The sequence below is a fragment of the Aureibaculum luteum genome (assembly GCF_003449015.1).
Classification (GTDB): Bacteria; Bacteroidota; Bacteroidia; order Flavobacteriales; family Flavobacteriaceae; genus Aureibaculum; species Aureibaculum luteum.
In genome coordinates this window covers 644,839-670,355 of the sequence record NZ_QRGD01000001.1, presented here as the reverse complement: position 1 = coordinate 670,355, position 25,517 = coordinate 644,839, and the positions used below count along the sequence as shown (strand labels likewise).

Annotated in this window: 17 protein-coding genes; 10 read left to right on the top strand and 7 right to left on the bottom strand. The window is 32.6% G+C overall.

Features of this window, described 5'->3' with window-relative positions; genetic code table 11:
- Nucleotides 1–18: 18 nt before the first annotated feature.
- Together D3P13_RS02960 and D3P13_RS02955 are read left to right on the top strand one after the other, a co-directional pair.
- Entirely contained in the window at nucleotides 19–969 is a 951-nt protein-coding gene (locus D3P13_RS02960) for an MBL fold metallo-hydrolase (protein ID WP_198679945.1), read from the top strand.
- A gap of 277 nt (nucleotides 970–1,246) precedes the next feature.
- A complete protein-coding gene (locus D3P13_RS02955; RefSeq protein WP_117879798.1) occupies nucleotides 1,247–3,463 on the top strand; it encodes a DUF7133 domain-containing protein in 2,217 nt (738 codons plus the stop codon).
- Between the two features lie 11 nt (nucleotides 3,464–3,474).
- On the opposite strand, the gene D3P13_RS02950 is transcribed toward D3P13_RS02955, so the two are convergent.
- Nucleotides 3,475–6,261: an outer membrane beta-barrel protein gene (locus tag D3P13_RS02950; RefSeq protein ID WP_117879797.1), complete on the bottom strand. Its 2,787-nt coding sequence runs from the start codon at nucleotides 6,259–6,261 to the stop codon at nucleotides 3,475–3,477.
- 183 nt (nucleotides 6,262–6,444) lie between these two features.
- Between D3P13_RS02950 and D3P13_RS02945 the strand changes: the two genes are divergently transcribed.
- Complete coding sequence (locus D3P13_RS02945) at nucleotides 6,445–7,632, top strand: CynX/NimT family MFS transporter (protein ID WP_117879796.1); 1,188 nt, start codon at nucleotides 6,445–6,447, stop codon at nucleotides 7,630–7,632.
- 80 nt (nucleotides 7,633–7,712) lie between these two features.
- Here the strand turns inward: D3P13_RS02945 and D3P13_RS02940 are convergent, their stop codons facing one another.
- Genes D3P13_RS02940 through nirB form a run of 4 tightly spaced genes read right to left on the bottom strand, consistent with a single transcriptional unit; the run spans nucleotide 7,713 to nucleotide 13,076 of the window.
- The gene (locus tag D3P13_RS02940; RefSeq protein WP_117879795.1) at nucleotides 7,713–9,530 is read right to left on the bottom strand and encodes a sensor histidine kinase; all 1,818 of its coding nucleotides are present in this window, start codon (nucleotides 9,528–9,530) and stop codon (nucleotides 7,713–7,715) included.
- Between the two features lie 20 nt (nucleotides 9,531–9,550).
- Nucleotides 9,551–10,132: a DUF4202 domain-containing protein gene (locus D3P13_RS02935; protein ID WP_117879794.1), complete on the bottom strand. Its 582-nt coding sequence runs from the start codon at nucleotides 10,130–10,132 to the stop codon at nucleotides 9,551–9,553.
- A 29-nt stretch (nucleotides 10,133–10,161) separates the two neighbouring features.
- Nucleotides 10,162–10,542: a nitrite reductase small subunit NirD gene (nirD, locus tag D3P13_RS02930; protein ID WP_117879793.1), complete on the bottom strand. Its 381-nt coding sequence runs from the start codon at nucleotides 10,540–10,542 to the stop codon at nucleotides 10,162–10,164.
- A gap of 23 nt (nucleotides 10,543–10,565) precedes the next feature.
- Entirely contained in the window at nucleotides 10,566–13,076 is a 2,511-nt protein-coding gene (gene nirB / locus D3P13_RS02925; RefSeq protein WP_117879792.1) for a nitrite reductase large subunit NirB, read from the bottom strand.
- Between the two features lie 136 nt (nucleotides 13,077–13,212).
- Between nirB and cobA the strand changes: the two genes are divergently transcribed.
- The 6 genes from cobA to D3P13_RS02895 all read left to right on the top strand — a co-directional run bounded on the left by cobA (nucleotide 13,213) and on the right by D3P13_RS02895 (nucleotide 22,860).
- Nucleotides 13,213–13,989: a uroporphyrinogen-III C-methyltransferase gene (gene cobA / locus D3P13_RS02920; protein ID WP_117879791.1), complete on the top strand. Its 777-nt coding sequence runs from the start codon at nucleotides 13,213–13,215 to the stop codon at nucleotides 13,987–13,989.
- A gap of 187 nt (nucleotides 13,990–14,176) precedes the next feature.
- Nucleotides 14,177–15,583, top strand: a complete 1,407-nt coding sequence (locus D3P13_RS02915) for an MFS transporter (RefSeq protein WP_117879790.1) — start codon at nucleotides 14,177–14,179, stop codon at nucleotides 15,581–15,583.
- A gap of 9 nt (nucleotides 15,584–15,592) precedes the next feature.
- Complete coding sequence (locus D3P13_RS02910) at nucleotides 15,593–16,858, top strand: alginate export family protein (RefSeq protein WP_117879789.1); 1,266 nt, start codon at nucleotides 15,593–15,595, stop codon at nucleotides 16,856–16,858.
- A 151-nt stretch (nucleotides 16,859–17,009) separates the two neighbouring features.
- Nucleotides 17,010–17,690, top strand: coding sequence for a response regulator transcription factor (locus D3P13_RS02905; RefSeq protein ID WP_117879788.1), 681 nt, complete (start codon nucleotides 17,010–17,012; stop codon nucleotides 17,688–17,690).
- 157 nt (nucleotides 17,691–17,847) lie between these two features.
- On the top strand, nucleotides 17,848–21,384 hold the full coding sequence (locus tag D3P13_RS02900) for a nitrate reductase (protein WP_117879787.1): 3,537 nt from the start codon (nucleotides 17,848–17,850) through the stop codon (nucleotides 21,382–21,384).
- 54 nt (nucleotides 21,385–21,438) lie between these two features.
- The gene (locus D3P13_RS02895; RefSeq protein WP_117879786.1) at nucleotides 21,439–22,860 is read left to right on the top strand and encodes a rubredoxin domain-containing protein; all 1,422 of its coding nucleotides are present in this window, start codon (nucleotides 21,439–21,441) and stop codon (nucleotides 22,858–22,860) included.
- On the opposite strand, the gene D3P13_RS02890 is transcribed toward D3P13_RS02895, so the two are convergent.
- Both D3P13_RS02890 and der read right to left on the bottom strand, forming a co-directional pair.
- Nucleotides 22,857–23,444 (bottom strand): precorrin-2 dehydrogenase/sirohydrochlorin ferrochelatase family protein, encoded by a 588-nt coding sequence (locus D3P13_RS02890; protein WP_117879785.1) that lies wholly within the window; start codon nucleotides 23,442–23,444, stop codon nucleotides 22,857–22,859. The genes D3P13_RS02895 and D3P13_RS02890 overlap by 4 nt on opposite strands.
- 87 nt (nucleotides 23,445–23,531) lie before the next feature.
- Nucleotides 23,532–24,833: a ribosome biogenesis GTPase Der gene (der, locus tag D3P13_RS02885; protein WP_117879784.1), complete on the bottom strand. Its 1,302-nt coding sequence runs from the start codon at nucleotides 24,831–24,833 to the stop codon at nucleotides 23,532–23,534.
- A 157-nt stretch (nucleotides 24,834–24,990) separates the two neighbouring features.
- Between der and D3P13_RS02880 the strand changes: the two genes are divergently transcribed.
- Nucleotides 24,991–25,512: a GTP-binding protein gene (locus D3P13_RS02880; protein ID WP_117879783.1), complete on the top strand. Its 522-nt coding sequence runs from the start codon at nucleotides 24,991–24,993 to the stop codon at nucleotides 25,510–25,512.
- Nucleotides 25,513–25,517 lie beyond the last annotated feature (5 nt).

Genomic DNA, 25,517 nt, shown 5'->3' with positions numbered 1-25,517 from the left:
ATTGTTACAAATTAACTTATGAAAAAAGGCATCATTTCTGTAATTGTTTTGATTTCTCTTTTTTCCTGTCAGGATAAAGTTGATAAAAAGTCGACAGTTTCTGCGAAATCAAATGATCCTTATATTTTAGTCTTAGGGAATGCTCAAGATGCCGGTTATCCGCAAATTGCGTGTCAAAAAGAATGCTGTAATCGGGTAAGTCTAAACCCAGAATTAAAAAGATTTGTGAGTTCTATAGCTGTTGTTGACCCTATTTCTAATGAAAGTTGGATTTTTGATGCTACACCCGATTTTACTGCCCAAACTAAACTTTTATCAAAATATGTAAAGGATAAGCCCTTGCCTGATGGTATCTTTTTGACTCATGCTCATATTGGGCATTATACAGGGTTAATGTTCTTAGGTAGAGAAGCTCTTGGAGCGAAAAAAATGCCCGTTTTTGCAATGCCGAAAATGCAACGTTTTTTGACAGAAAATGGTCCTTGGAGTCAATTAATAGAGCTAGAAAATATTAAAATACAGCCATTAAAGCAAGACTCCATTATCATATTGAATAGCAGAATTTCAGTAATGCCTATTCAAGTTCCGCATCGTGATGAATTTTCTGAAACGGTCGGTTTTATCATTAATAATCAGCATAAAAAGGCTCTTTATATTCCTGATATTGATAAGTGGGAAAAATGGAATAGAAAAATAACAGATTACATAAAAGAAGTTGATCTCGCTATAGTAGATGCCACCTTTTTTAAAGATGGAGAAATTAATAGAGATATGAGCGAAGTGCCACATCCTTTTGTTGAAGAAAGTATGGCTTTGTTTGAAAACCTATCTGAAGGCGACAAAAGGAAAGTCTTTTTTATTCATTTTAACCATACAAATCCATTATTAATTGAAGGTAGCGATGCTCAGAAGTTGGTTCAAAATAAAGGCTTTAATATTACAAAACAGGGTTTAGTAGTTTCGTTTTAATTTCTCCATAATATTAAAATCACAAGATAAAACACCCCTAAGGTCCCTTTAGGGCGATAATTTTCGCAATTAGAATTCACAAAAACAATGAACTTAGTTTATAAAAACTTAAAGTAGGTTGAGTTTATTCAAAATATAATCGATTACGATTGTCCCCTTGAGGAGACCTTAGGGGTGTCCGTCCAAATTTAGACGCTGCATTATCGTATAAGTCGAAGTATTTCTATTAATTTGTATTACAATTGTAAAAGTCCTATTAACTCACTCTGTTTAATAAATGAAATTTTTATCCTGTCTTATTTCCTGTCTTGTTTTATTAAGTTGTAAACCTGTATTTGAGGAACCAGTTATTGCATTAGATGCTTATAAAATAGAGGAAGGCTTTACTTTAGAATTAGTAGCTTCCGAACCCTTATTAGATGCTCCAGTTGCTATTGATTTTGATAATAAGGGTCGCATTTGGGTGGTGGATATGCCTGGGTTTATGAACGGAGAAACAGATCCTATTGCTTCTATTAAAATTTTAGAAGATTTAGATAATGATGGAGTAGCTGATCATGCCAAAATTGTTGTAGACAGTTTAGTTATGCCAAGGGCTTTAGCTTTGGTTTATGGGGGATTATTATATGCTGAACCCCCTAATTTATGGTTTGCTGAAATTGAGAATGATCAAGTAAAAAATAAAATACTAGTTGATTCTCTCTACGCTCCTGATGGAAATCCAGAACATCAACCCAATGGTTTAATAATGAATATTGACAATTGGATTTATAGTGCTAAATCTAATTTTAGATATCAGAAAAAACATGGTAAATGGATAAAAGAACCAACATCTTTTCGCGGGCAATGGGGGATTACAAAAGATGATTTCGGACGGCTTTATTTTAATGATAATTCACGGCAGCTATTAGGTGATTATGTATTGCCAAATTTGTTAATTAGAAATAAATTTTATACCCCAAAAGAAGGGCTAAATAAAGTGTTGACAGATAATCAACGTGTATATCCGTTATATCCGACACCCGTAAATCGTGGTTATGTAAAAGGGGTTTTAGATAAGGACAGTCTACTTGTTCATTTCACTGCTGCTTGTGGACCTTTGGTATATCGTGGTAATAATTTTTCTGATAATTATAACCAGAATGTTTTTGTTTGTGAACCTGCTGCCAATTTGGTGAAAAGAAATATTCTAACCTTTAATGGTGTATATACGGAGGCCAATCAGGCTTACCAAGATAAAGAATTTTTAGCATCAACAGATGAAGGGTTTAGACCTGTTAATTTAAGTAATGGTCCTGATGGAAATATGTACATTGTAGATATGCACCGAGGTGTTATCCAACATCATGTGTACTTAAGCCCATATTTAAAAAAGAAATCTAAAGAAGAAAAGTTGGACTCCTTAGTAGATTTTGGGCGTATTTTAAAAGTTTCAAAAGCCGGAGTTCAAAACCAAATAGTACCTGACTTAAATAGTTTGTCAAATGAAGCGTTGGTGAATTTGTTAAAAAGTGAAAACGGCTGGTTAAGAGATCGAGTGCAACAATTAATTATTTTAAAAGGAGATAAGAGTACTATAACCTTATTGAATGATGTAGTGCAAGAAGTACAATCTCCATTGGCTCAGCTTCATGCCATGTATGCATTACAGGGTTTAGATGCCTTGAGTTTTGAAACACTTGTAGATATCGCTAAAAATGGAAATAGTGAAGTTGGGGCACATACTGTTATTTTATTAGAAGATTATGTTAAGAAAGAAAATACAGATGCTGTTTCAATGCTCTTTAAAGAGCTAATTGGTAAAAATAGCATTACGCTTGACTTTTATTTAAGTGCTGTAATTGGTAATTGGGCTACTGTAAATAAAGAAACCTTTATACCTTTTATTGAAATATTATCTGCAAAATATAAAAATCACAAAATTTTTCAAGAAGTATTAGTGAGTGGATTTTCTGACGCTAATGTTGATTTGCAAAAGGAATTGATTGAAAAGGAGAATATTAAAAATACTTTTTTAGCGGAGGTATTAACCAAGAATATAAAACAGTTTGAAGATAAAAAGATGAATGCATTGTATGTTAAAATAGGTCCAACAAAAGATGCACGAACAAATGGGGCCCATTTGTATCAACAAATTTGTGCTGCTTGTCATAGTTCTGGTGGTGAAGGAATTGAAGGTTTAGCTCCTCCGTTGTTAGATTCAGAGTATTTAAAATCAAGTATGGAAAAATTGGGACTTGTTTTACTTCATGGATTAGAAGGTCCCGTTACTATTAATAATACCGTTTATAATTTTAATGGCACAATGCCTGGCTTAATTGATAACACGAATATTTCTGACAACGATCTACACGATATTATTAATTATATAACCAGTGCTTTTACTAAAAAACCAAGTTCTTTAAGTATTGAAAAAATAAAGAAACTTCGTAACCAGAAATCAAAGAGTGGATCAGAATTTACAGAAGGTGAGCTTAATGCACTTTTTAAGTAAATAAATGAAATCTAGAATCGTCTAAATCTCCGACCTTTTCTTACTTCACCTGCTTTGCCAAGTGTATTAAATTTGTAACTAAACCCAATCATAAAATATTGTTGTAAAACAGTACTCTGTGAATCTTCAATGTAGTTTTCGTTGGTAACTCTTCTTGCATTGGTGTTCTGATTTAGTAAATCATAAGCTTTTAAACTAATCATACCCTTATCTTTCATAATAGAATAGGATACTGTGGAGTTCCAAAACCAAGCACTTTTCTGAAAACCATCAGCAATATTAGGATTGTAAGTATAGGTTATATTATTATTCCATTCCAATTGTTTAGGTATAGTTGTAGTTGTTTCAATACCTAACCAATGCGTTACAAATTTTGTATCATTAAATTGATCAATATCAAAAGTGTTGTTGGCAAAAGACAACCGATAATTAGGTCTTATTTCGAAGAGGTCTTTCCATTCAAATGTAAGAGACATATTAGGTGTAATAGTTGTGTTTTTAGAAGCATATTTTACTTCATTATTAAAATTTATATTTTTATTTGTATTCACATTTAGGCCTAGTCGAAGTTTAATCGTCTTTACAGAATCTATTTTTATTGATTTGTTAAAACCACTACCAATACCTAATTGATAGGTGCCGTTAACATTGGCGTAGGTAGTTGACCTTAAAAAATTTTCATCGATTGTGGTTTTGGCGATAACTTGATTATTAGTTAAACCTGACCATAAATAGCTGTAAAATCCAGATCCTTTTTGAAAATCAAAACTATTAAAATTCATATTGATACTATGTTCGTTAGATGGAACTAGATTCGGATTTCCTATTCTAATATTTAACGGATTTGAGATGTCTGTAAAGGGTTGTAATTGACTTAGCTGTGGTACTCTGCTTCTGAGGCTATAACGAAAGCCAAATGATTTCTTAGAACTGAATTGGTATCTAAATCGAGATGAAGCTGAAAACGTATTGAAATTTCGTTTTAAATCAAGCTCTGGTCTTAAAACGTCTTTGTTTTCCAACACTCGATATACATGAGAACCTCTCAAATTAAAATAAATTTTATCTTTTCTATAATTTAATCGAATACCTTGATCGCTCGTTTTGTTTAGATATTCATAGTTTGTACTTAAATCAGTATTAAAATCGGTAAAATCTTGTGCAGTATCGTTAAAGTCATAAGTACTTTTAATATTCTCATTTTTATCTCTGCTATACTCATGTTGTAAATCGATATAAAATTCTTTACCTATTATGGGTATTCGATAAGTGAGTTCTGTATCAAAACTATTATTATCATTTTTACCGTCAGTGTACTGATCTCTTGTTATCGTTTCAGGGGTATTTCCATAAATTTCAGTTTGAGAATTTAGAAAGTCGTCGCTAGTATTAGAGCGAAATTCGTTGTTTAATTCAAATTTTAGAAAGGAACCTTTATTACCAAATTTTTTGGTAATACTAAATTCATTTTCAAAACTTTTAGCGGTGCTTTCGACGAAAGATTCTGTAGTGGATTCATTCGTTAAAACGCTATTGTCATCACTGGAATTTTCGTATTCATCATATTCCCTTTTATTTGTTGAATAGCCGATTGATGGTTGAATGCTAATATATAATGTAGTGTCAATATTTATTTCAAATTCTAGATTTGCTTTATGATTTTCTGATTGATTGGATGATGTGGATTCTGAACGCGTAAAATACCTTTCATCGGGTAAAATATTTTCCCTTTCTTTAGAGCTTTTATCATCTGAATTACTGTTAGAGTAAAAGTAGTCAGTGGATATGTCTATCTTTTTTCCGATTTTATCGGCATAGTTAAAACCTGTATTTTTTGATGTTGTAATTCCTTGTCCACCACCAAAAGATCTACCACCGATGGAATAAGAAACTTGTCCACCAGGGCCCATCTGGTAAGAAGCATTTCCGCCACCAAACATTTTTTCAATTTCTCCAAAACTAAACCCTAATGAATTTATATTATTACCACCTGCAAGGACACTAATTCGCCTATCGTTATTAAAATAATTAAACATACCAGCACCTTCCCAACGTTTATCCGTACCGCCACCAGCGGAAATGCGTCCGAAAACACCCTTATTATTTTCTTTGGATATGGTTAAATTAATAGTCTTATCATCACCAGTACTTTCCTCTCCAGTAAAGGCTTGCGATTTTGTTTTAGTGTCTGTGATTTGAATTTTTTCAATAATATCTTTGGTTAAGCTTCTGGTGGTAATGGTTGGGTCATCACCAAAAAAGGGTTTACCATTTACTAGTATTTTGCTCACCTCTTTTCCGTTCACCGTTATTTTTCCATTTTCATCAACTTCTACACCTGGCAGTTCCTTTAACAAGTCTTCAACATTTGCATCCTTTTTAGTTTTAAAAGAACTTACGTTAAATTCTAAGGTATCCTTTTTTATGGTAATTGGTGATCTGGATTTAATAAGCACTTCATCTAATAAATTAGCATCAGCTAATTTAATAGTTTGCAAATTTATTGGCGTATTTTGATAGTTAATGAGTTTGGTATACGTTTTAGATCCAATAAAGGAAACATTGATTCTGAATTTTTTCCATGAAGATTTTCCTTCTAATTTAAATTGACCATTTTCATCTGTAATAGTGTAAGTGACGAGAGTACTGTCTTTTGCTCGCTCTAAATATACAGTGGCTGATTCTAGAGGCGTATTGTCAGTTTCGGAAATAATAGTTCCTGAAATTTGATAAGGTTTGGATTGTGCAAAAATAGCGACAGTGCATAGCAGTACTATACAGGTAATAAGATTTTTCATTATTGGGTTGACAATGGATTCAAAAACAAATAAACGTAAATTCACTTCAGTGAACTAAATTATTAGTTTAAAGTTTTGTTAAAAAAATCTTAAAAGTGGTTTTGATAGTTATGTAGATATGTATGATTAATTGTCGTTAAGGTTTAATACTTTCGCACTTCTATTTTTTAGAATACTACGTCAATGACAGATTCAATGAATACTACATCCAAATCAACCAATATTTTATTGCTAATTGGTATTCTGTGTATTGCCATAAATTTGCGTCCTGCTATTGCTGGAGTTGGTCCCTTGGTTGATGATATTAAATTGGACACAGGGCTTTCAAATGCGATGTTAGGTTTGTTAACTACATTACCTCTTATTGCTTTTGGTGTCATTTCAATGCTGACCCCCTTATTTACAAATCGTTTTGGTATTGGTAAAACCTTATTTGGAGCCATGATACTCTTAATAATCGGGATTTTGATACGGTACATTGAAGGCAATTTTTTTCTTTATTTCGGAACATTACTATTTGGAATCTCCATCGCTTTTGGTAATGTGTTATTGCCGGGTATAACAAAGCGTAATTTCTCTGAAAATTCAGGATTAGTTACCAGTTTGTATTCTGCAGTAATGGCTGTAGGTGCTTCATTGGCCGCTGGTGTAAGTGTGCCTTTGACGCATATAAAAGGTGTTGGCTGGAGAGGGTCACTAGTAGTTTGGGCACTCTTGGCTTTTATTGCGGCACTCATTTGGTTTCCTCAAGTTAACAGATTAAAAAAGCCTCCAATAAAGAATGATTTTATAAAAGCAATGAAATCACTCACCAAGTCTAGATTGGCTTGGCAAGTGGCCATTTTTATGGGGTTACAGTCATTAACCTTTTATGTAATTTTAGCTTGGTTACCGGCTATTTTAATTAGTAGAGGATTTGATGCTGATTATGCGGGCTGGATGCTTTCTTTGTCACAAGCAACGGGAATTTTGGCTTCATTAATTGTGCCCATTATTGCAGGTAAAAGAAAAGATCAACGGAGTATTGTATTGGTATTGATTCTGATGGAAATAGTTGGAATTATAGGGCTTATGCTACCTCAATTTGGTGGCGTTGCCATATGGGTTTCTTTAATAGGATTCGTATTGGGTGGTTCTTTTGGGTTGTCGTTACTTTTTATCGTTTTGCGATCGCATGATACCGCATCGGCAACCGAATTATCTGGTATGGCACAATCAATTGGGTATATAATTGCTGCCACAGGACCCTTTATTTTTGCCAGTATTTTTGATTTTACAGGAAGTTGGGTGTATGCACTTATTTTGTTGTTAGTCGTATCTGTATTGAAATTGTTTTCAGGATTGTATATAGGGAAACCAGGAGAGGTGTAATTGTTAGGAAAAGAAGAAATTCAGAATACGAGCAGCATTTGGAAACAACCTTTTATGGATATTAGATTTGTACTGTAAGTTTAAATTTTATCTAACTTAATATTTAGAGTGATATTTGTGCCTTCACCAATTACAGAGTTAATAAATATCCTACCATTTATATATTTAATGCGTTCTTCCATAAATAATAAACCCATACCTTTTTCTGTGTTTGTTTTAACTTGATCAATGTCAAAACCAATACCGTCATCTGCTATGGTTATGCTCATGATATCTGAGCTATGATTAATTGAAACAAAAATATAATTAGCTTTTGCGTATTTAATAGCATTATTTACGGCTTCCTGAGTAATTCTATACAAATTTGTCTCTGTGAGAGAATCTAATTTAATATCAAAGTCCGTTTTATTTTGAAATACAATGTTTTTCCCTGTTAGTTTTGAGAGTTGAACAGTTAATGTTTGTAGTGCAGAAGAAATACCTAACTCCGTCAATTCCGGTGGAACCAAATTAAAAGTTGCCATTCTAACACCTTGAATAATTTCTTTAGAAAGGGCTTTTAGGTTTTCAATTTTTTTAAGAGAAACTTCAATATTATTCAAATTGATAGATTCTGCATTAAATTTTAATGCGGTTAACATTTGGCCTATCCCATCATGAATGTCTTTGGCTATTCTTTTACGTTCTTCTTCTTGAGCTTCAATAATTTTACTAGAAAGAATCTTTTGTGATTCTATTTCCTCTTGATATTTTTCTTGTGAAATCCGTTCTAGTTCCGTTTCATTATGTTTTCGTTGTGTAATATCCGTACATAAAATCAGCGTTTTTTGTTTTAAACTGACTCTTTTTAGCGGAATAATAGACATGTCTAACCAAAGCTCTGTGTCGTCTTTAGTTTTTACCTGAACCTCACCTGTCCATATTCTACCTTTGTTTTTTAAAAGTTCTTTTAAATACATTTGTTGCCCAAGATCAGTGGTAAGTAGCTCTTCTATGGCTCCTTTTAAAGTATTGGTAGAAAGTCCTAATAGATTTTGTAGCTTCTTGCTCATATGTAAGATAGAACCTTCTGAATTAGTACTCACAAACAATACGGTATTATCAATAGCGTAATTTAATTGCTGTAGTTCTAATAATGATTCTTCCTTAGCAATGTACATTTCATTTAACTGTTCGGTTTTTAAAACAGCTTCCTCTTTAGTCTTCAATAAATCGTTAATGGTATCTTTAATTTTTAATGAAAATGGTCTAAAAAGTAAAAGAATTTCAAGAGTTAGAATTACTAAGGCAAATACCAATAAAAGTGTCTCTAAATATTTTAGTTGAGTTACTTTGGCTTTACTGATGTCGTCATATTTAAAAACAAGAATATCCATCGCTTTTAAAAACTCAGTTTCATTTGTTAAGATAGTATTGGTTTCATTTTTAAGTAAAGTAATTGATGTGTTGGGTTCCTTTTCTAATTTTAAAAGTAAATTTTCAACCGCTTTTTTTATAGGTAAGAAATAAAGAGCAACCTCAGAAAACATGGTTAGTATTTCTTTATTGCTTTCTTTGGGTAAACTTAATTTTTGGTTTCCATCAATTAAACCATCGTGAGAAGATGACCAAAGTTGATACGTTTTTTTTATTTGATTAATTTTTTCTGTTCTTTCATCTGAAATGTCACTGTCGTTTAAGAATAGGATCTCCTTAGTGAGTTTCTGGCTTAACATACGTTGTCTACCAGCAATATTTATTACTCTTGAATCATTTATTTGAGTACTAATATGATTCTGAATTAATAATTGGGAAATTAAAATGGTAATGGCTATTGCCAAAAAGGCAAGCAAATATAACTTTCTTAATTTTTTGAAAATAACACTATCGAGTATGTTGTTATTTTTAGGTTTAGACACAAAGTTAAATTTATGGTGAATTAAGCTAAGGCTTTTTGTATGAGTTGTATTGAATTTTTTGAGAAGTTAATTTTCATTGCTTCATCATGACCTTTTTCAGACATTTTTGCCCATGTTTTTTTTAAGATGTCAATCAGTTTTTCTTCAGAATATTTTCCTGAAAAAGTCTCAAAATAATAGTCTAAAAATACCAAACAGATTACATCTTCTAATATCTGAGTATCTTTATTTTTTTTAAGTTGTTTCTTCTTTAAAAGAAAAGTGACTGAATTTATGAATTCCTCATCAAAACCAACTGTTTTTAGAATTTCTGATGCTGTTTTAGCATGAAATACAGAGAGGTCACTTCTCCAAGTTAAATAACCTTTTCTATTCATTTCATAAGAATCTCTTGGTATTTGCCATCTACAAATATGTTGACATCTAACGGCCAATTTTAAAGCATAAGATGCATTTGGCTCAAAAAGATCTAATTTTTCAGTCATTCTTTGAGCATAAAGTAATTCTTTAGGGTACGTTGTGCCGTTCCAAATTTCTTTATTAGGATCATCTGAATTTGCTTTGTCAAATAATGCTATCGCGTTTTCGTATTTTGTATTCACAGTTTATAGGCAATGATTGTACTTCAAACTTATTCAGAAAATCCGATATACACAAAGTTATCCTCAATTTTCACTGGATATATTGCAATTGGATCTAAATCGCCATTTAAATTCTCACCTGTTTCTAATGAGAATGTTTTTTTATGCAAAGGGCAAGCAATTTTAGGAATTCCATTATCATCTCCAATCATTCCTCTAGATAGTACCATTTCTTTTTTTTCTGGTGATAGATTTTGACACGCATACCATTTGTCTTGCCTAGAAAAATTAAAAACAGCAATTTGTTTTTCTTTATACTTTACGCAAGCACCGCCGTTTTTTGGAAATTTGCTAATTTCTGCAGCCTTAAACCATACGGTAACACTTTCTAATTGTACCGTGCTATAATCTTTTAATAGTGTATCTAACATTGTATTATTTTTTATAAGAAAACTTATGCCCAAGGAGTTGGCATTTTTTGTTCTCTTAGGTTAACAAATTCTATATTTTTATCTTCTTCGTCAGAATTGACAAAATGAGTGTATCTCGCTCTTATCTCTGGGTTTTCTACTGCTTCAGTCCATTCGCATTTATAGGTGTCTACCATAAATTGCATTTCTTCATCCAATTGTTTTACGATACCTAAGCAGTCATTTATTACTACATCTTTTACATAGTCAATACCCCCTTCAAGCTTGTCTAACCAAGCGGCAGTTCGCATTAAAGGCTGTGCTGTTCGTATATAAAACATTAAATAACGATCTGCATATTTAATCGCAGTCTCTTTGTCAACTTTTTCTGCTAGTAATACGGCATGTTTCGGATTTGCACCTCCATTACCACCGATATAGATGTTCCAACCCCCTTCTACAGCGATAAAACCAAAATCTTTTCCTCTAGCTTCCGCACATTCACGGATACAGCCAGACACACCACCTTTAAATTTATGCGGAGAACGTATCCCTTTATATCTGTTTTCAATTTCAATAGCAAAACTTACGCTTTCATCTAAACCATATCTACACCATGTAGATCCCACACAACTTTTTACAGTTCGTAATGATTTTCCATAGGCTTGTCCCGTTTCAAAACCTTCGGCTATTAGTTCTTCCCATATTAATGGAAGTTCATGTAATTGTGCTCCGAACATAACAATACGTTGACCTCCGGTTATTTTAGTGTATAAATCATATTTGTTGCCAATCCTCCCCATGGCAATTAGTTGTTTTGGGCTAATCTCTCCCCCTGCAACACGTGGTACTACAGAATAGGTTCCATTACGCTGAATATTGGCTAAATATCTATCATTAGAATCTTGAATAGTTTCCTGCTTGTTGGCAGTTTCATTGAAAATACTTGCAAATAATGAGGCTGCTAATGGTTTACATGTTTCACATCCATTTCCTGTTCCATGTGTATCTAAGAGCAGGTCAAAATCTTTAATCTCTTTCATTTTAACGATGTCGTACAATTCTTGACGCGAATAATCAAAATGTTCACAAATACGTTCTTTTACAACTTTACCTAAAGACTTTAAAGTCTCTTTAACCAAATCGTCAACCATGGGTTTACAGCCACCACAACTGGTACTGGCCTTAGTTGCCTGAGCTACATCTTTAAGTGTTTCATTACCATCATCAGATACAGAACAGCAAATTTGACCTTTCGTAACATTCTCACAAGAACATACTACAGCGTTATCTGGTAAATCCATTGCACTACCAAAAGCTCCGCCTTCACTTGCAGGTAATATTAGTTGAGATGGGTCTTCAGGAATAGGCATACTATTTAAATACACTTGGTGAAGCATATTATAATCAGATGCATCTCCTACAAGAATTCCGCCCAATAGCTTTTTGCCATCAAGGCTAACGTTAATTCTTTTATAAAGGTGTTGTGTTTTATTTTCAAAAATAACAGAGTGTCCTTTGGCAGCAGGCATAAATGGTTCTCCAAAACTGGCAACATCTACTCCAATTAATTTTAGTTTGGTAGACATGTCTATTTCTGCCGCCATTAAGGTTTCTTGTTTTCCTAAAATTTGAGCTACAGCAACATTTGCCATTTCATAGCCCGGAGCTACTAATCCATAAATCATCTGGTTGTAAAGAGCAACCTCACCAATAGCATAGATGTTTTCATCTGAAGTTTGCATTTTATTGTCAACCACAATTCCGCCACGAACTCCCATTTCTAAATCACATGATTTTCCGAGTTCATCTCTTGGGCGAATACCTGCAGAAATTACTAGCATTTCAACATCCAACACATCATCTTCTCCAAACTCCATTCCTGTGATGGCATGTTCTCCTAATATTTGATTGGTAGCTTTACTTAAATGTATGTTTAAACCAATAGACTCTAATTTTAATTGCAATACCTGACTACTTCTAGAATCTAGTTGCCTTGGCATTAGTTTTGGGGCAAACTCAACAATATGTGGTTCTAAACCCATATCCATAACTGCTTTACCAGCTTCCAAACCTAACAACCCACCACCAAGAACTGCGGCTCTCGCATTTGGATTCTTATCTTTTAATTTTGCAGCATAAGCAAGCATTCCTTCTAAGTCTTCAATTGTTCTATATACAAAGACACCTTCTTTTTCTACTCCTTTTATAGGAGGGACAAAAGCTGAAGACCCAGTGGCTAGTACTAAATAGTCGTATGAAAACTCACGATTTTTAACAGTAGATATTTTTTTATTAGCTCTTTGAATGTCCGTTATTCTTTCACTAATGATCAGTTCAATGTTATTTTCAATATACCATTCTACAGGTGCCATTTCTAATGCTTTTGCATCTTGGTTTGCAAAAAACTCGCTCAAATGAACTCTGTCATAAGCAGGTCTTGGTTCTTCTCCAAAAACAATTATTTTAAAGGCTTTACTTTCTTCATTGGCTACAAGTTTTTCGCAAAATTTGTAACCTACCATTCCATTTCCAACAACTATTATGGTTTTCATACTTAATAATTTTCAATTTATACAAAGCAAAAATAAGTATAAATACGTAATTATTAGAAAAATATACGTAATATTTGGGTTCAATTACGTATTATTGTGGAATAATAAGTTTTACCCACTTAAATTATACATATATATGAAAAATGATAAAATAAATTCGAAAGTTATATTAGTTGGTGCGGGACCAGGGGATAAAGATTTGTTAACTATAAAAGGATATAATGCCATTAAGCAGGCCAATATCATATTATATGATGCACTCGTTAATAAAGAAATACTTAGTTATGCAAATAAAAATGTACCCTGTATATATGTCGGTAAAAGAAATAATAATCACAAGTATTCTCAAGATGATATTAATGAAATGCTGGTAACCAATGCTATTGAATATGGTACTGTTGTTCGGTTAAAGGGAGGTGATCCATTTGTGTTTGGCAGAGGTAGTGAAGAAATTGATTATGTGGAAAGTCGTGGTATAGAAACGGAGTTAGTACCTGGCGTAACTAGTGCTATTTCCGTACCAGCCTCTCAGGGTATACCCTTGACTAAGAGAGGTATTAGTAATAGTTTTTGGGTCATTACAGCGACCGTTTCTGATGGAAGTTTACCTAAAGACTTTGCCCTTGCGGCACAGTCTTCCACAACAATAGTAGTGTTAATGGGGTTGCGTAAATTTTCATTACTTATAAATGAGGTACAGAAATATAGACAGGGGTATACGCCTTTTGCGGTAATTCAGAATGGTACTTGTGCCGATGAAAAAATAATGACAGGTACAATCAATAATGCTACTAATATTGCTAAAGAAATAGATGTGACCGTTCCTGGAATTATTGTTTTTGGTGATGTTGTCTCTGAAAGTACTTCTTTTATGGATGAGGAAATTCAAAGAGTGCTAGAGTTATCTTTATAATTAATAATTTCATATTGCTAAGTTGAGCAATTAGATTTTATTAAATACTTATTTTAATCACACTTAAATATAGAATAGTATAAAAATTAGTAAAAATACGTAATATTTTATATATTAAATTGCGTATAAATACGTAGATATTTACATTTGTAACATGATTTGTTATTAATCTTGTAAATATTTAACTATGACTACGAATTATCCAAAAGCTAGTAAATTAGAATTATTAAACTTCAAAAGTATTTCAACCAGAACATTCTGGATTACCTCCGTTGCCTTTTTCCTTTGTTTCTTTGCTTGGTTTGGCATTGTACCCTTTATGCCAGATGTGGTTAAAGATTTAGGTTTAAGTCCTGAACAAAAATGGAATTCAATTATCTTGGCGGTAACCGGAACGGTGTTTGCTAGATTGGTAATTGGTAAATTATGTGATAAATATGGACCAAGACTCTGTTATACATGGTTGTTAATGTTAGGAGCAATTCCCGTAATCTTAATTGGTTTTGTACAAACTCCACTACAATTTTTAATCTGTAGATTATTTATTGGTTTTATTGGAGCTTCCTTTGTTATAACACAGGTTCATACTTCTATAATGTTTGCATCAAACATTGTTGGTACTGCAAATGCAACTTCTGCAGGTTGGGGTAATTTAGGTGGTGGAGCTAATAGATTAGGGATGCCAATTATTGCGGCTGCTGTAATTAGTTTTGGTTTGGCAGATGAAGCTAATGCATGGAGGTATTCAATGGTAATTGCTGGTCTTGTATGTTTTCTAATGGGGATTGTTTATTTCTTTTTTACGAAAGATACGCCTGCTGGAAATTTTAAAGAACTAAAGGCTAAAGGGGAGTTTGTAGCCTCTAAAAAAGATCAAGTAGGTTTTAAAGAAGTTTTATCTGATTATAGAGTGTGGATTTTATTTTTTGTTTATGCGGCCTGTTTTGGAATTGAATTAACGGTATATGGTACTATGGATGATTATCTTCAAAATACCTTTGGTTTAACTAGGTCTATGGCAGGGAATATTGTGCTGTCTTTTGCCTTGATGAATATTTTTGCAAGAACATTAGGTGGCTATTTTGGCGATATGTTTGGTAAGTCAAGAGGGCTTAGAGGAAGGGTGTTGTTTTTATCATTTATCTTGGCGTTAGAAGGAGTAATGCTTTCCATATTTTCTACAATAACTTATTTACCTCTCGGTATCTTATTTCTAATTGCTTTTAGTTTAACAGTACAAATGGCCGAAGGAGCTACTTTTTCTGTAGTCCCATTTATCAATAAAAAAGCGATAGGTTCAATATCTGGAATAGTCGGGGCAGGAGGTAATGTAGGTGCTTTCTTAGCTGCCATGTTATTGAAGTCAAAATCAGCGGTAGCCGAACAAACTGCTATAGCTTCTAACCAAGGAATGGGTGCTGAGGTTATTGAAATTGCACAAGGGCAAGCCTCTTCTTTCGCAGTTTCTAGTGGTTATTTTATTATTAGTTTATTAATTGTTTTGGCAGCGGTATCCTCATTGGCTATTAAGTTTGCAACAGAAGAGAGTACAGATGAAGTTGAACCAATAAGAGTGGCATTGGCCGATAAATAATAAAAAGATATGAATAAATCTATAATAATAATTTTAGGGTTGTTTTTTACATCGTGTATGTCAGCACAATTTTCACTCGAAGGTGAGTTAAGACCTCGAACTGAATTTAGAAATGGTTTTGGAAGTTTAATCGCTAAAGATGCGGAGCCAGGTTTTGGTGTGTCAACTAGGGCAAGGTTAAAATTTGGGTATAAAACAGATGGGTTAAACCTTTTTATCAGTCTTCAAGATGTTATGGTTTGGGGTGAAAATAGGCAAATTTTACCGGATGATGATAATAATTCATTTGCAATATTTCAAGCTTGGGCTGATTTAAAATTGGGTGAAAATGTATCCACTAAATTTGGTCGCCAGTCAATTGCATATGATGATCAAAGAATAATGGGGGGGCTTGATTGGGCTCAACAAGGGCGTAACCATGATGCCGCGTTGTTAAAATATAAAAAAGGAAGTTTTATGTTTGACCTTGGGTTGGCTTTTAATCAAGATTATGACAACCCGTCAGGATTTATATCAACCGGAAATGTCTATAATACAAAAGGATATTTTTCGTATAAATCAATGCAGTATCTATATCTGAAAAAATCAGGAAAGTCAATTTCAGGAAGTTTCTTAGCATTAAATAATGGATTTCAAGAATTTGATGAAGATGGAGAAACAGGAGATGGGGTTAGTAATTTACAAACTTTTGGTACCCATTTAGAGTATAAGAAAGGGAAATTTGGATTGGCAGGAAACCTATATTTTCAAACAGGTAAAAGGCAAGGTGAAGTTGATGTAAAGGGAGCGTATTTGGCCAGCTTAGATTTAAGTTTAAAAGCAGGTAATAAAGTAAGTTTGGGGTTAGGAGTCGAGGTTATTAGTGGTAATGATGGAGGTGCTGGTGAAACAGGAGCTTTCTTTCCATTGTATGGAACAAATCATAAATTTAACGGATTTATGGATTATTTTTATGTTGGTAATCATGCTAACTCAATCGGATTGGTGGATGTGCATGTGAGTGCAAATTTCAAATTAGGAGAAAAATCAAGTCTTTTAGTAAAAGCATTAAACTTTTCAGGAGAACAAAAACTACCTAGTGGTGAAAAAAACTTAGGAACAGAATTGGATTTAGTTTTTTCTCATTCATTTAAAGGATATACACTAAAAGCAGGTTACTCTCAAATGTTTGCTTCAGATGGTATGTATGAGTTGAAAGGATTGGATGAGTCATTGGCTGCAAATGGTCAAAATTGGGTTTGGTTAATGTTGGTTATCAAACCAAAATTTTTGTAAATGAATCTATTAAAAATTAAAACACTGTTATGCTGTAAGAAGGGTTTTCTCAATAGTAAAATACTTAAATAGTAATTGAGTGTTTGTACTTAGTTATATTTTTAAATTTAAGTATTAATAGCTTATATTTGATGACCCAAACAGAATAATTTTGAAGGAAAAAATCAGGATAGTTTTAGCAGATGATCATGCCATTGTAAGAGATGGTGTGAAATATTTATTAGAAGACGAAAAAGATTTAGAGGTGGTTGGCGAAGCTGCTAACGGTAAGGAAGCATTACAATTGGTTGAAAAATTTAAACCAGATTTGTTAATAATAGATGTAAGAATGCCAGAAATGAATGGTATTGATGCTGTTAGTATATTAAATCAAAAGCCAACAAAAACGAAAGCAATTGTGTTGTCAATGCATGATTCTGAAGAGTATATTTTAAAATCTATTGAAGCAAAAGCTATGGGGTATCTGCTAAAAGATGCCAGTAAAGAGGAAGTTTTAAAAGCTATTCATACTGTTGGTAATGGTGGAAAATATTTTAGTGGAGATATTAGTACTGTAATTGTAAATAATCTGCTTAAAAAATCTTCACCAATAATATCAGCTGAAGTTTCAAGTAATACTGCTACTGTTGTAACTGATGAATTTCACTTAACAAAAAAGGAAATTGAAATTCTACGACTAATTTTATTGGGTAAAACCAATAAAGAAATTTCTCTAGAGCTAGATAAAAGTAAGAGAACTATTGAAACACATAGGTTTAATTTGATGAAAAAAATGAATGTGAAGAATTTAATAGAACTTTCAGTAAAAGCTTCAAAACTAGGTCTAAACTAGTATTTATTACTTATTCGGTTTAATAAACTGCTATTCTCTGGTAATTCATTAAAATTAAAGGCTCATTTTTAGCGATATATAACACCTTTAAAATTACGTATTAATACGTAATTTTTTATCTTTGGTAAATATTATTTCTAACTAATGCTAACTATTTATGGCTATCAGTAATTCATATAAAACAATTTGTTCTTATTGCGGTGTAGGCTGTGGTATCGTTGTTCATAAAGATTCAAAAGGAGGACTTAAAGTTGAGGGAGATAAAGCGTATTCTGTAAACAAAGGGATGCTTTGTTCAAAAGGTATGAATCTCAACTACGTTGTTCAAGATACTTCTGATAGAATCTTACATCCAGAAATGCGTTGGAGTAGAGATTTGCCCTTGCAAAAAACGACTTGGGATGTGGCCATGGAAAGAGCTGCAGCTGTTTTTAAATCAATAATAAAAAGACATGGTCCAGATAGTGTTGGTTTTTATGTTTCTGGTCAATGTTTAACGGAAGAATATTACATAGCCAATAAACTTACTAAAGGGTTTCTAGGAACTAATAATATAGATACAAACTCACGTTTGTGCATGAGTTCAGCCGTAGTTGGTTATAAGAAGTCTGTTGGTGATGATGCAGTACCAATATCTTATGAAGATATAGAATTGGCTGATTGTTTTCTAATAGCAGGAGCTAATCCTGCATGGTGTCATCCAATATTATTCAGACGTTTAGAAAAACATAAAGAAGAAAATCCAAATGTAAAAATTGTTGTTGTTGATCCGCGTAAAACACAAACATGTGCCATTGCAGATTTGCATTTGCAAATTATACCGGGTACTGATGTTGTACTGTACAATGCCATTGCAAAAAGGTTAATAGAGAAAAAGTTAATCGACAAAAAATTCATAAAAATTCATACTGATAATTTTGAAGAGCTTAAAGAAAAAGCGTGTAAAACCTCTTTTTCTGAGGCTGCTAAAATATGTGGCATTTCTGTAAATGATATTAAAAAAGCATCGCAATATATAGGCTTGTCAAAAGCTTTTATTAGTATGTGGACTATGGGTTTAAACCAGAGTGTTATTGGTGTAGATAAAAATGTATCGTTAATTAATATTTCACTGCTAACAGGTCAGATAGGTAAACCTGGAGCGGGTCCTTTTTCTTTAACAGGTCAGCCCAATGCTATGGGAGGCAGAGAAGTTGGAGGAATGGCCAATTTGTTAGCAGCACATAAAGATTTGGCGAATCCAGTACATAGAAAAGAAGTGTCAAACTTTTGGGGATGTCAAGAGATTTCAGAAAATCCTGGTTTAACGGCAACAGAAATGTTTGAAGGGTTAAATTCGGGGAAATTAAAAGCAATATGGATTGTCTGTACCAACCCTGTTGTGAGTTTACCCGACTCTCTGCAAGTAGAGGAAGCTCTTAAAAAAGCAAACTTTGTTGTTGTTCAAGACATCTCTCATAACTCTGATACCACAAAATATGCAGACCTGTTGTTGCCTGCGGCTGGATGGGCAGAAAAAGAAGGAACAATGACAAATTCAGAGAGAAGAATAAGTTATTTAAATAAAGTTATTGATCCGCCAGGGGAAGCGTTACCAGACCTTGAAATTCTATTGAAATTTGCTCAAAAAATGGGTTTTAATGGTTTTGATTATGAAAATGCAAGTGAGGTTTTTGATGAATATAGTTTAATGACTAAAGGTACTGCTATAGATATTTCAGGCTTGTCGTATCAAAGATTAAAAGGAGAAGGTAGTTTTCAATGGCCAGTGCCTAACAGTACTCATAATGGTACACCAAGACTTTTTACTGATAAAAAGTTTTTTACACCATCAGGTAACGCTCAGTTTAATGTTCCGGTTCATACATTAAATCAATCGGAAAAATTATCAGAAGAACTTCCTCTAATTTTAACAACAGGTCGTATAAGAGATCAATGGCATACAAGAACTAAAACAGGTGCGGTTAATAGGTTAAATACGCATATTCCATCGCCTTACTTAGAAATGAATAATGTCGATGCTTTTTTGAGAAAGATAAAAGATGGAGATGTAGCGATAATAAAAAATAATAGAGGGGAAGTTAGAGTTAAAGTTAAGTTGAGTTTTGATATCAGAAAAGGTGTGGTTTTTATGCCAATGCACTGGGGCAGAATTTTAGGAGAAGACTTTGGTAGAGCAAATAATTTAACTAGTAATTTAATAGATCCTGTCTCAAAAGAACCCGATTATAAATATAGTGCTGTTGAGGTTTCTAAGTACAAAAAAGAAAAACAAAAAATTTGTATTGTTGGAGCAGGAGCAGCAGCCTATAGGTTTATTCAAAGTTATAGGGAACGGAATTTAGATGATGAAATTTTAGTATTTTCAAAGGAAGATGATATTTTTTATAATAGGGTTTTACTTCCAGAATATGTAAGTGATGAACTTAGTTGGAAAGAATTAGAAAAACTAAAAAAAGGAGAAGTAGCAAAGCTTAAATTAAAGTTGTTTCCAGGTGTACTAATTGATAAACTTGATAAGGAGAATAAAGTTATTACTGATAGTAATGGAGATGAGCATTCTTATGATGTGCTTATATTGGCAACTGGTAGTAGGGCTTTTGTTCCAACTAATGCCAATTTAGAACTGCCAGGTCGGTTTACGTTAAGAAGTAGGCAAGATGCAGATAATTTAAAACGACATTTAGATAAAACGCTGCTTCCAGATGAAGACAAACATGTTGTGGTCGTTGGTGGTGGTCTGTTAGGTTTAGAGCTTGCAGCAACTTTAAATAAAAAGAACATCCCTGTTACCATAATACAAAGAGCTTCAAGGTTGATGGAGCGTCAATTAGATAATACTGCAAGTAGGCTTTTGGCTGATGACGTTTCTGAACGCGGTATTCAAATTTATTTTGACAATGAAGTAAGTACTGTTTTTGACGATGAAGTTGGTGATGGATTGTCGGTTACATTAAAAACAGGTAAGATTATTAATTGTAATGCTTTAGTTTATGCTATTGGTACGTTACCAAATATAGAATTAGCAAAACAAGCTAAATTAGAATCTCGAAGAGGTGTAATTGTAAATCAATATTTGCAAACAAGTGATGAACATATTTATGCCATTGGTGAAATTGCAGAATTTAATAATAATTTGTACGGAATAACATCGGCAGCTGAACAGCAAGCAGATGTTGTTGTTAAGTATTTACTTGGAGATCTAAGTAGTATCTATTCAGGTTCTGTGCTAATGAATATACTAAAATTTGAAGATTTAGATTTGTGTAGTATTGGTATGGTAAAAGCTCCAGTTAATGACAAGTCTTATGAAGAAGTAATTTTTATGGATATCTCTCAGAGGTATTATAAAAAATGCATCATCAAAGATGATAAATTAGTAGGGGTAATATTAATGGGAGATAAAAATGAATTTGCCGAGTTTAAAGTTTTAATTGAAGATGAAATAGAATTATCAGATAAAAGGTCTGAAATTCTGAGGTCAAATAGCTCATCTGTTCCTGTAAAAGGTAAGTTGGTATGCTCTTGCAGTCAAATAGGAACGGGTAATTTAGAAGATACCATCTTAGAAGGATGTACAGATTTTACAGAATTGTGTAAAACCACCGGAGCAGGTATGGGATGTGGGAGCTGTAAGCCAGAGGTAAAGCATTTTCTTTCAGAAACCTTAAAACTAAATACAGTTAAGGTTTAATACGAAAATAGAAGAGAATCAAAATTTAAGTATTAAAAAATTATATTTTAGGAGATGAAAGATTTAAAAGGAGTATCAATAAAAGGTGGAATTATATCTCCAAGTGAGTTAAAACAGATTATTAATTATGCGGAATCTCTAGGGCTTGACACCTTACATTTAGGGTCACGGCAAGATATAATATTTCCAGAATATGTATCGGATGCTAATTTTGAAGATGATGCACTAGCTTTAAACTCCACTATCGTTTCTGATTCTAATTACCAAAATATAGTTTGTTCTTACGTCTCTTCAGATATTTTTCCATCAACTAGATGGTTGAGTGGGGTAACCTACCTTTATATACTAGAAGCTTTTAAATATAAACCGTCGCTAAAAATTAATATTACAGACCCAAAACAACAATTGGTTCCATTATTTAGTGGTCAATTAAATTTCATTGCATCTGAACATGAAGATTACTGGTATCTAAATCTTAGATTACCAAATTGGACAGAGTCAGTTTATTATAAGGTGTTAATCAATAGTTGGGATATTCCTAGTATTTCTGAAACAATTGAAGCGTTGTATTTAAAAACAAAAAATGTAGATGAACTTTTTGAGCTTGTAAATGATAGTATTGAAACGAATAGTAGAACCATTGACTCTAAATTAGAATTAGAATTTCATCCTTTTCCTTATTATGAAGGTATGAATAAAATAGGTACATCTCACTATTGGCTTGGTTTGTATTGGAGAAATAATAAATATTACTTAGACTTTCTAAGAGAATTTTGTGATTTTTGTCTAGACAATAAGGTGGGTAAATTATGTATTACTCCTTGGAAATCAATTATTGTAAAAGGTATTCCAAAAGCAAGTAAATTAATGTTAGAGAAACTTTTAGGTAAATCAGGAATTAATGTTAGGCATTCTTTGTTGGAATTGAATTGGCATATTCCTGTAAATGACGAAGAAGCGTTGTCGCTTAAAAAATTCATTGTAATGGATTTTGACCAAAATGATATTAGTACCTATGGTTTAACCTTTTCAATAGCAAATCGGGGTGCAGGTAATATTTATTTTACTTCAATAGTTATTGAGAAGAATATTGTACCTAGTATTGTAAAAGATTTTGATATTAGACCAACTTATAATGTACTGTATTGCGATAAATTTGATCCTAATACTCAAAAGTATAATGTATATGCCCAAGATGTTGATAAAATTGAATTATCAGGTCTGCTTATGGAATTAAGTAAAAAGTATTTTGAGGGGTTTGGTAATGAAATAGTTAGTGATGATAAAGAAAAGATTGATGTAAAAGAGAAGGAAGCCGTATATCAGTGTGTAGATTGTCTTTCAGTTTATAGTGCTGTCTGTGGTGATAAAAAAGCTAATGTTGATCCAGGAACAGCTTTTGAAGATTTAAACAGTTCATATAGTTGTTCTGTATGCGATTCGCCTAAAACGACTTTTAAATTGATTGAAATTTAATTTTTAGGATCTTTTTTTTCAACCAATGTTTTTGTAATCTCGTTCAGTACTTTTACTTTTTCTTCAAAATCTCCTTTGATTGTTTTTCTATACGTATTCAAGTTTTCAACAAACTCGTTTACATCTTCAGGTATAACTTCTTCAAAAAATTGACGAAGACGTTTTGCAGTAGTAGGTGACTTTCCATTTGTGGAAATGGCTATTTTTACATTTCCTTTCGTAACAATTCCTCCCATATAAAAATCGCAATAAGGTGGGTTGTCGGCTACATTTACTAATTTACTTTTTTTGCGACAATCATTATAAACTTTAATATTTACTTTAGGGTTATCAGTAGTAGCGATAACAATATGTTTCTTTTTTAAAAAACGTTTATGGTATTTATCGGTAATCATTTCTACGCCAAATTTATTTGCCAACGCAACGGTTGCTTCTCTAAACATAGTTGAAACCATGGTTACATTAGCGTCTGGACTAGATTTTAGCAAGAATGTTAATTTTTCTTCTGCAACATTACCTCCACCAACAATGAGTACATTCAGATTTTTAACTTTTAAAAATACCGGATATAAATTATTATTCATACTACAAGTTTTATGAAGAAATCAAATTGGATTTAGATTTTGATATATGATAACACGCAGTATTAACTACTGAATACCACCAGTTTTTTATTTCTGTCTAAAATAAATTATAATAGGTACACCATGGAAGTCGAAAATATCTCGCATTTTATTTTCTAAAAATCGCTTATAAGCTTCCTTTACATATTGAGGTAAATTACAGAAAAACACAAATTGTGGTGTCGGTGTAGGCAATTGCATACAATACTTAATTTTCACAAATTTACCTTTGTTTGCAGGTGGTGGGTTTCGTTCTATAATATCTAACATGGTATCATTTAATTTACTTGTAGATATTCTGTTTTTACGTCTTTCAAAAACTTCAACCGCAGTTTCAATAGCTTTAAAAATACGTTGTTTAGTAAGTACAGAAACAAAGAGAATAGGCACATCAGTAAATGGTTCAATTTCTCTTCTTATTTTAGCTTCATACTCTTTAGTAGTTTTGGTTTCTTTCTCAACCAAGTCCCATTTATTAACAAGAATAATGACGCCTTTTTTGTTTTTTTCAGCTAGCCAGAAAATGTTCTGATCTTGTCCTTCAAAGCCACGGGTAGCATCTAGCACTAAAATAATAACATCAGAATGTTCTATCGCTCTAACTGAACGCATTACAGAGTAAAACTCTAAATCTTCTTTAACCTTACTTTTACGTCTAATTCCTGCGGTATCAACCAAATTGAATTCAAACCCAAAACGATTGTATTTTGTATCTATGGAATCTCTAGTTGTACCTGCAATATCAGTTACAATATATCTGTCTTCTCCAATTAAGGCATTAATAAAAGATGATTTCCCTGCGTTGGGTCTACCAACAACAGCAAAACGAGGTAAGTCATCATTGTTTTCTTCTTCCCTTTCAGGTAAAACTTTTACTAGAGCGTCCAGCAAGTCACCTGTACCACTACCATTTATACTGGCAATGGTATAATATTCACCTAATCCTAATGCGTAGAATTCTACTGCATCAGCATTTCGTTTACTATTGTCAACCTTATTAATAACTAATAATACTGGTTTTTTGACCTTTCGAAGTAATTTTGATACATCTTCATCCATCCCAGTAACACCAGTTTCCACATCAACCATAAAAAGGATAACATCAGCCTCGTCAATGGCCAATTCAACTTGTTTATCGATTTCAGCTTCAAAAACATCATCAGAACCCTTAACATAACCACCGGTATCAATTAAGGTAAATTCACGCCCGTTCCATTCACTTTTTCCATAATGTCTATCACGTGTAACACCACTAGTGGCGTCAACAATAGCCTCACGGCGTTGAATTAAACGATTAAAAAAAGTGGATTTTCCTACATTAGGTCTTCCAACAATAGCAACTATACTCATAACTTCAAAATTGTTTGCAAAGATAAGTTAAATAGTCGGAAGACACGAGTTAGAGGGTATAAGTTAAAAGTCGGTTGGTAATATTAGAAATTAAAAGTATAAAATATTAAAAATTATAACTGAAAAAATAGTAATTTTATCTTTGTATTTTCCACTTATGAGCGAACCAATTCTTGAAGATAATCTTAATAAAATCCTTTTAAAACCTCGTTTTAAGGAGGAGTTATTAGAAGATAAAAGTGCTATTTTAAAAAAGTTTGAAGATCATTTTAAGCAAAATGATTCAAAGTTTAGAACAAAAACAGCTGATAGCCATATAGTTATTGATGTTCCTGATGAGGAAGATCATTTTTGGTCTCCACAATTGCAAATCGAAATTATTACGGAAGATGATAAAACGATATTGAAAGGTTTATTTGGTCCAAAACCTCAAGTTTGGACCATGTTTATGTTTTTTCATTTTGCAGTTGCATTCGCTTTTATAGTGTTTTTAATTATGGCATATACCAAGTATAGTTTAAAGCAAGATTATCAATTTTCTATGTATATGTGCATTGCTATGCCTATACTTTGGATTCTTTTTTACGTTTTTGGGCAATTAGGTAAAAAGAAAGGCTATAGCCAAATGATTGCATTAGATGCATATGTAAAAGACATACTAGGTTCTAGTATTCAGTAATTTTT

Coding starts and splice junctions, on each gene's coding strand:
- D3P13_RS02960 (WP_198679945.1), top strand. CDS start 19: ATGAAAAAAGGCATCATTTCTGTAATTGTTTTGATTTCTCTTTTTTCC.
- D3P13_RS02955 (WP_117879798.1), top strand. CDS start 1,247: ATGAAATTTTTATCCTGTCTTATTTCCTGTCTTGTTTTATTAAGTTGT.
- D3P13_RS02950 (WP_117879797.1), bottom strand. CDS start 6,261: ATGAAAAATCTTATTACCTGTATAGTACTGCTATGCACTGTCGCTATT.
- D3P13_RS02945 (WP_117879796.1), top strand. CDS start 6,445: ATGACAGATTCAATGAATACTACATCCAAATCAACCAATATTTTATTG.
- nirD (WP_117879793.1), bottom strand. CDS start 10,542: ATGTTAGATACACTATTAAAAGATTATAGCACGGTACAATTAGAAAGT.
- nirB (WP_117879792.1), bottom strand. CDS start 13,076: ATGAAAACCATAATAGTTGTTGGAAATGGAATGGTAGGTTACAAATTT.
- cobA (WP_117879791.1), top strand. CDS start 13,213: ATGAAAAATGATAAAATAAATTCGAAAGTTATATTAGTTGGTGCGGGA.
- D3P13_RS02915 (WP_117879790.1), top strand. CDS start 14,177: ATGACTACGAATTATCCAAAAGCTAGTAAATTAGAATTATTAAACTTC.
- D3P13_RS02910 (WP_117879789.1), top strand. CDS start 15,593: ATGAATAAATCTATAATAATAATTTTAGGGTTGTTTTTTACATCGTGT.
- D3P13_RS02900 (WP_117879787.1), top strand. CDS start 17,848: ATGGCTATCAGTAATTCATATAAAACAATTTGTTCTTATTGCGGTGTA.
- D3P13_RS02895 (WP_117879786.1), top strand. CDS start 21,439: ATGAAAGATTTAAAAGGAGTATCAATAAAAGGTGGAATTATATCTCCA.
- D3P13_RS02890 (WP_117879785.1), bottom strand. CDS start 23,444: ATGAATAATAATTTATATCCGGTATTTTTAAAAGTTAAAAATCTGAAT.
- der (WP_117879784.1), bottom strand. CDS start 24,833: ATGAGTATAGTTGCTATTGTTGGAAGACCTAATGTAGGAAAATCCACT.
- D3P13_RS02880 (WP_117879783.1), top strand. CDS start 24,991: ATGAGCGAACCAATTCTTGAAGATAATCTTAATAAAATCCTTTTAAAA.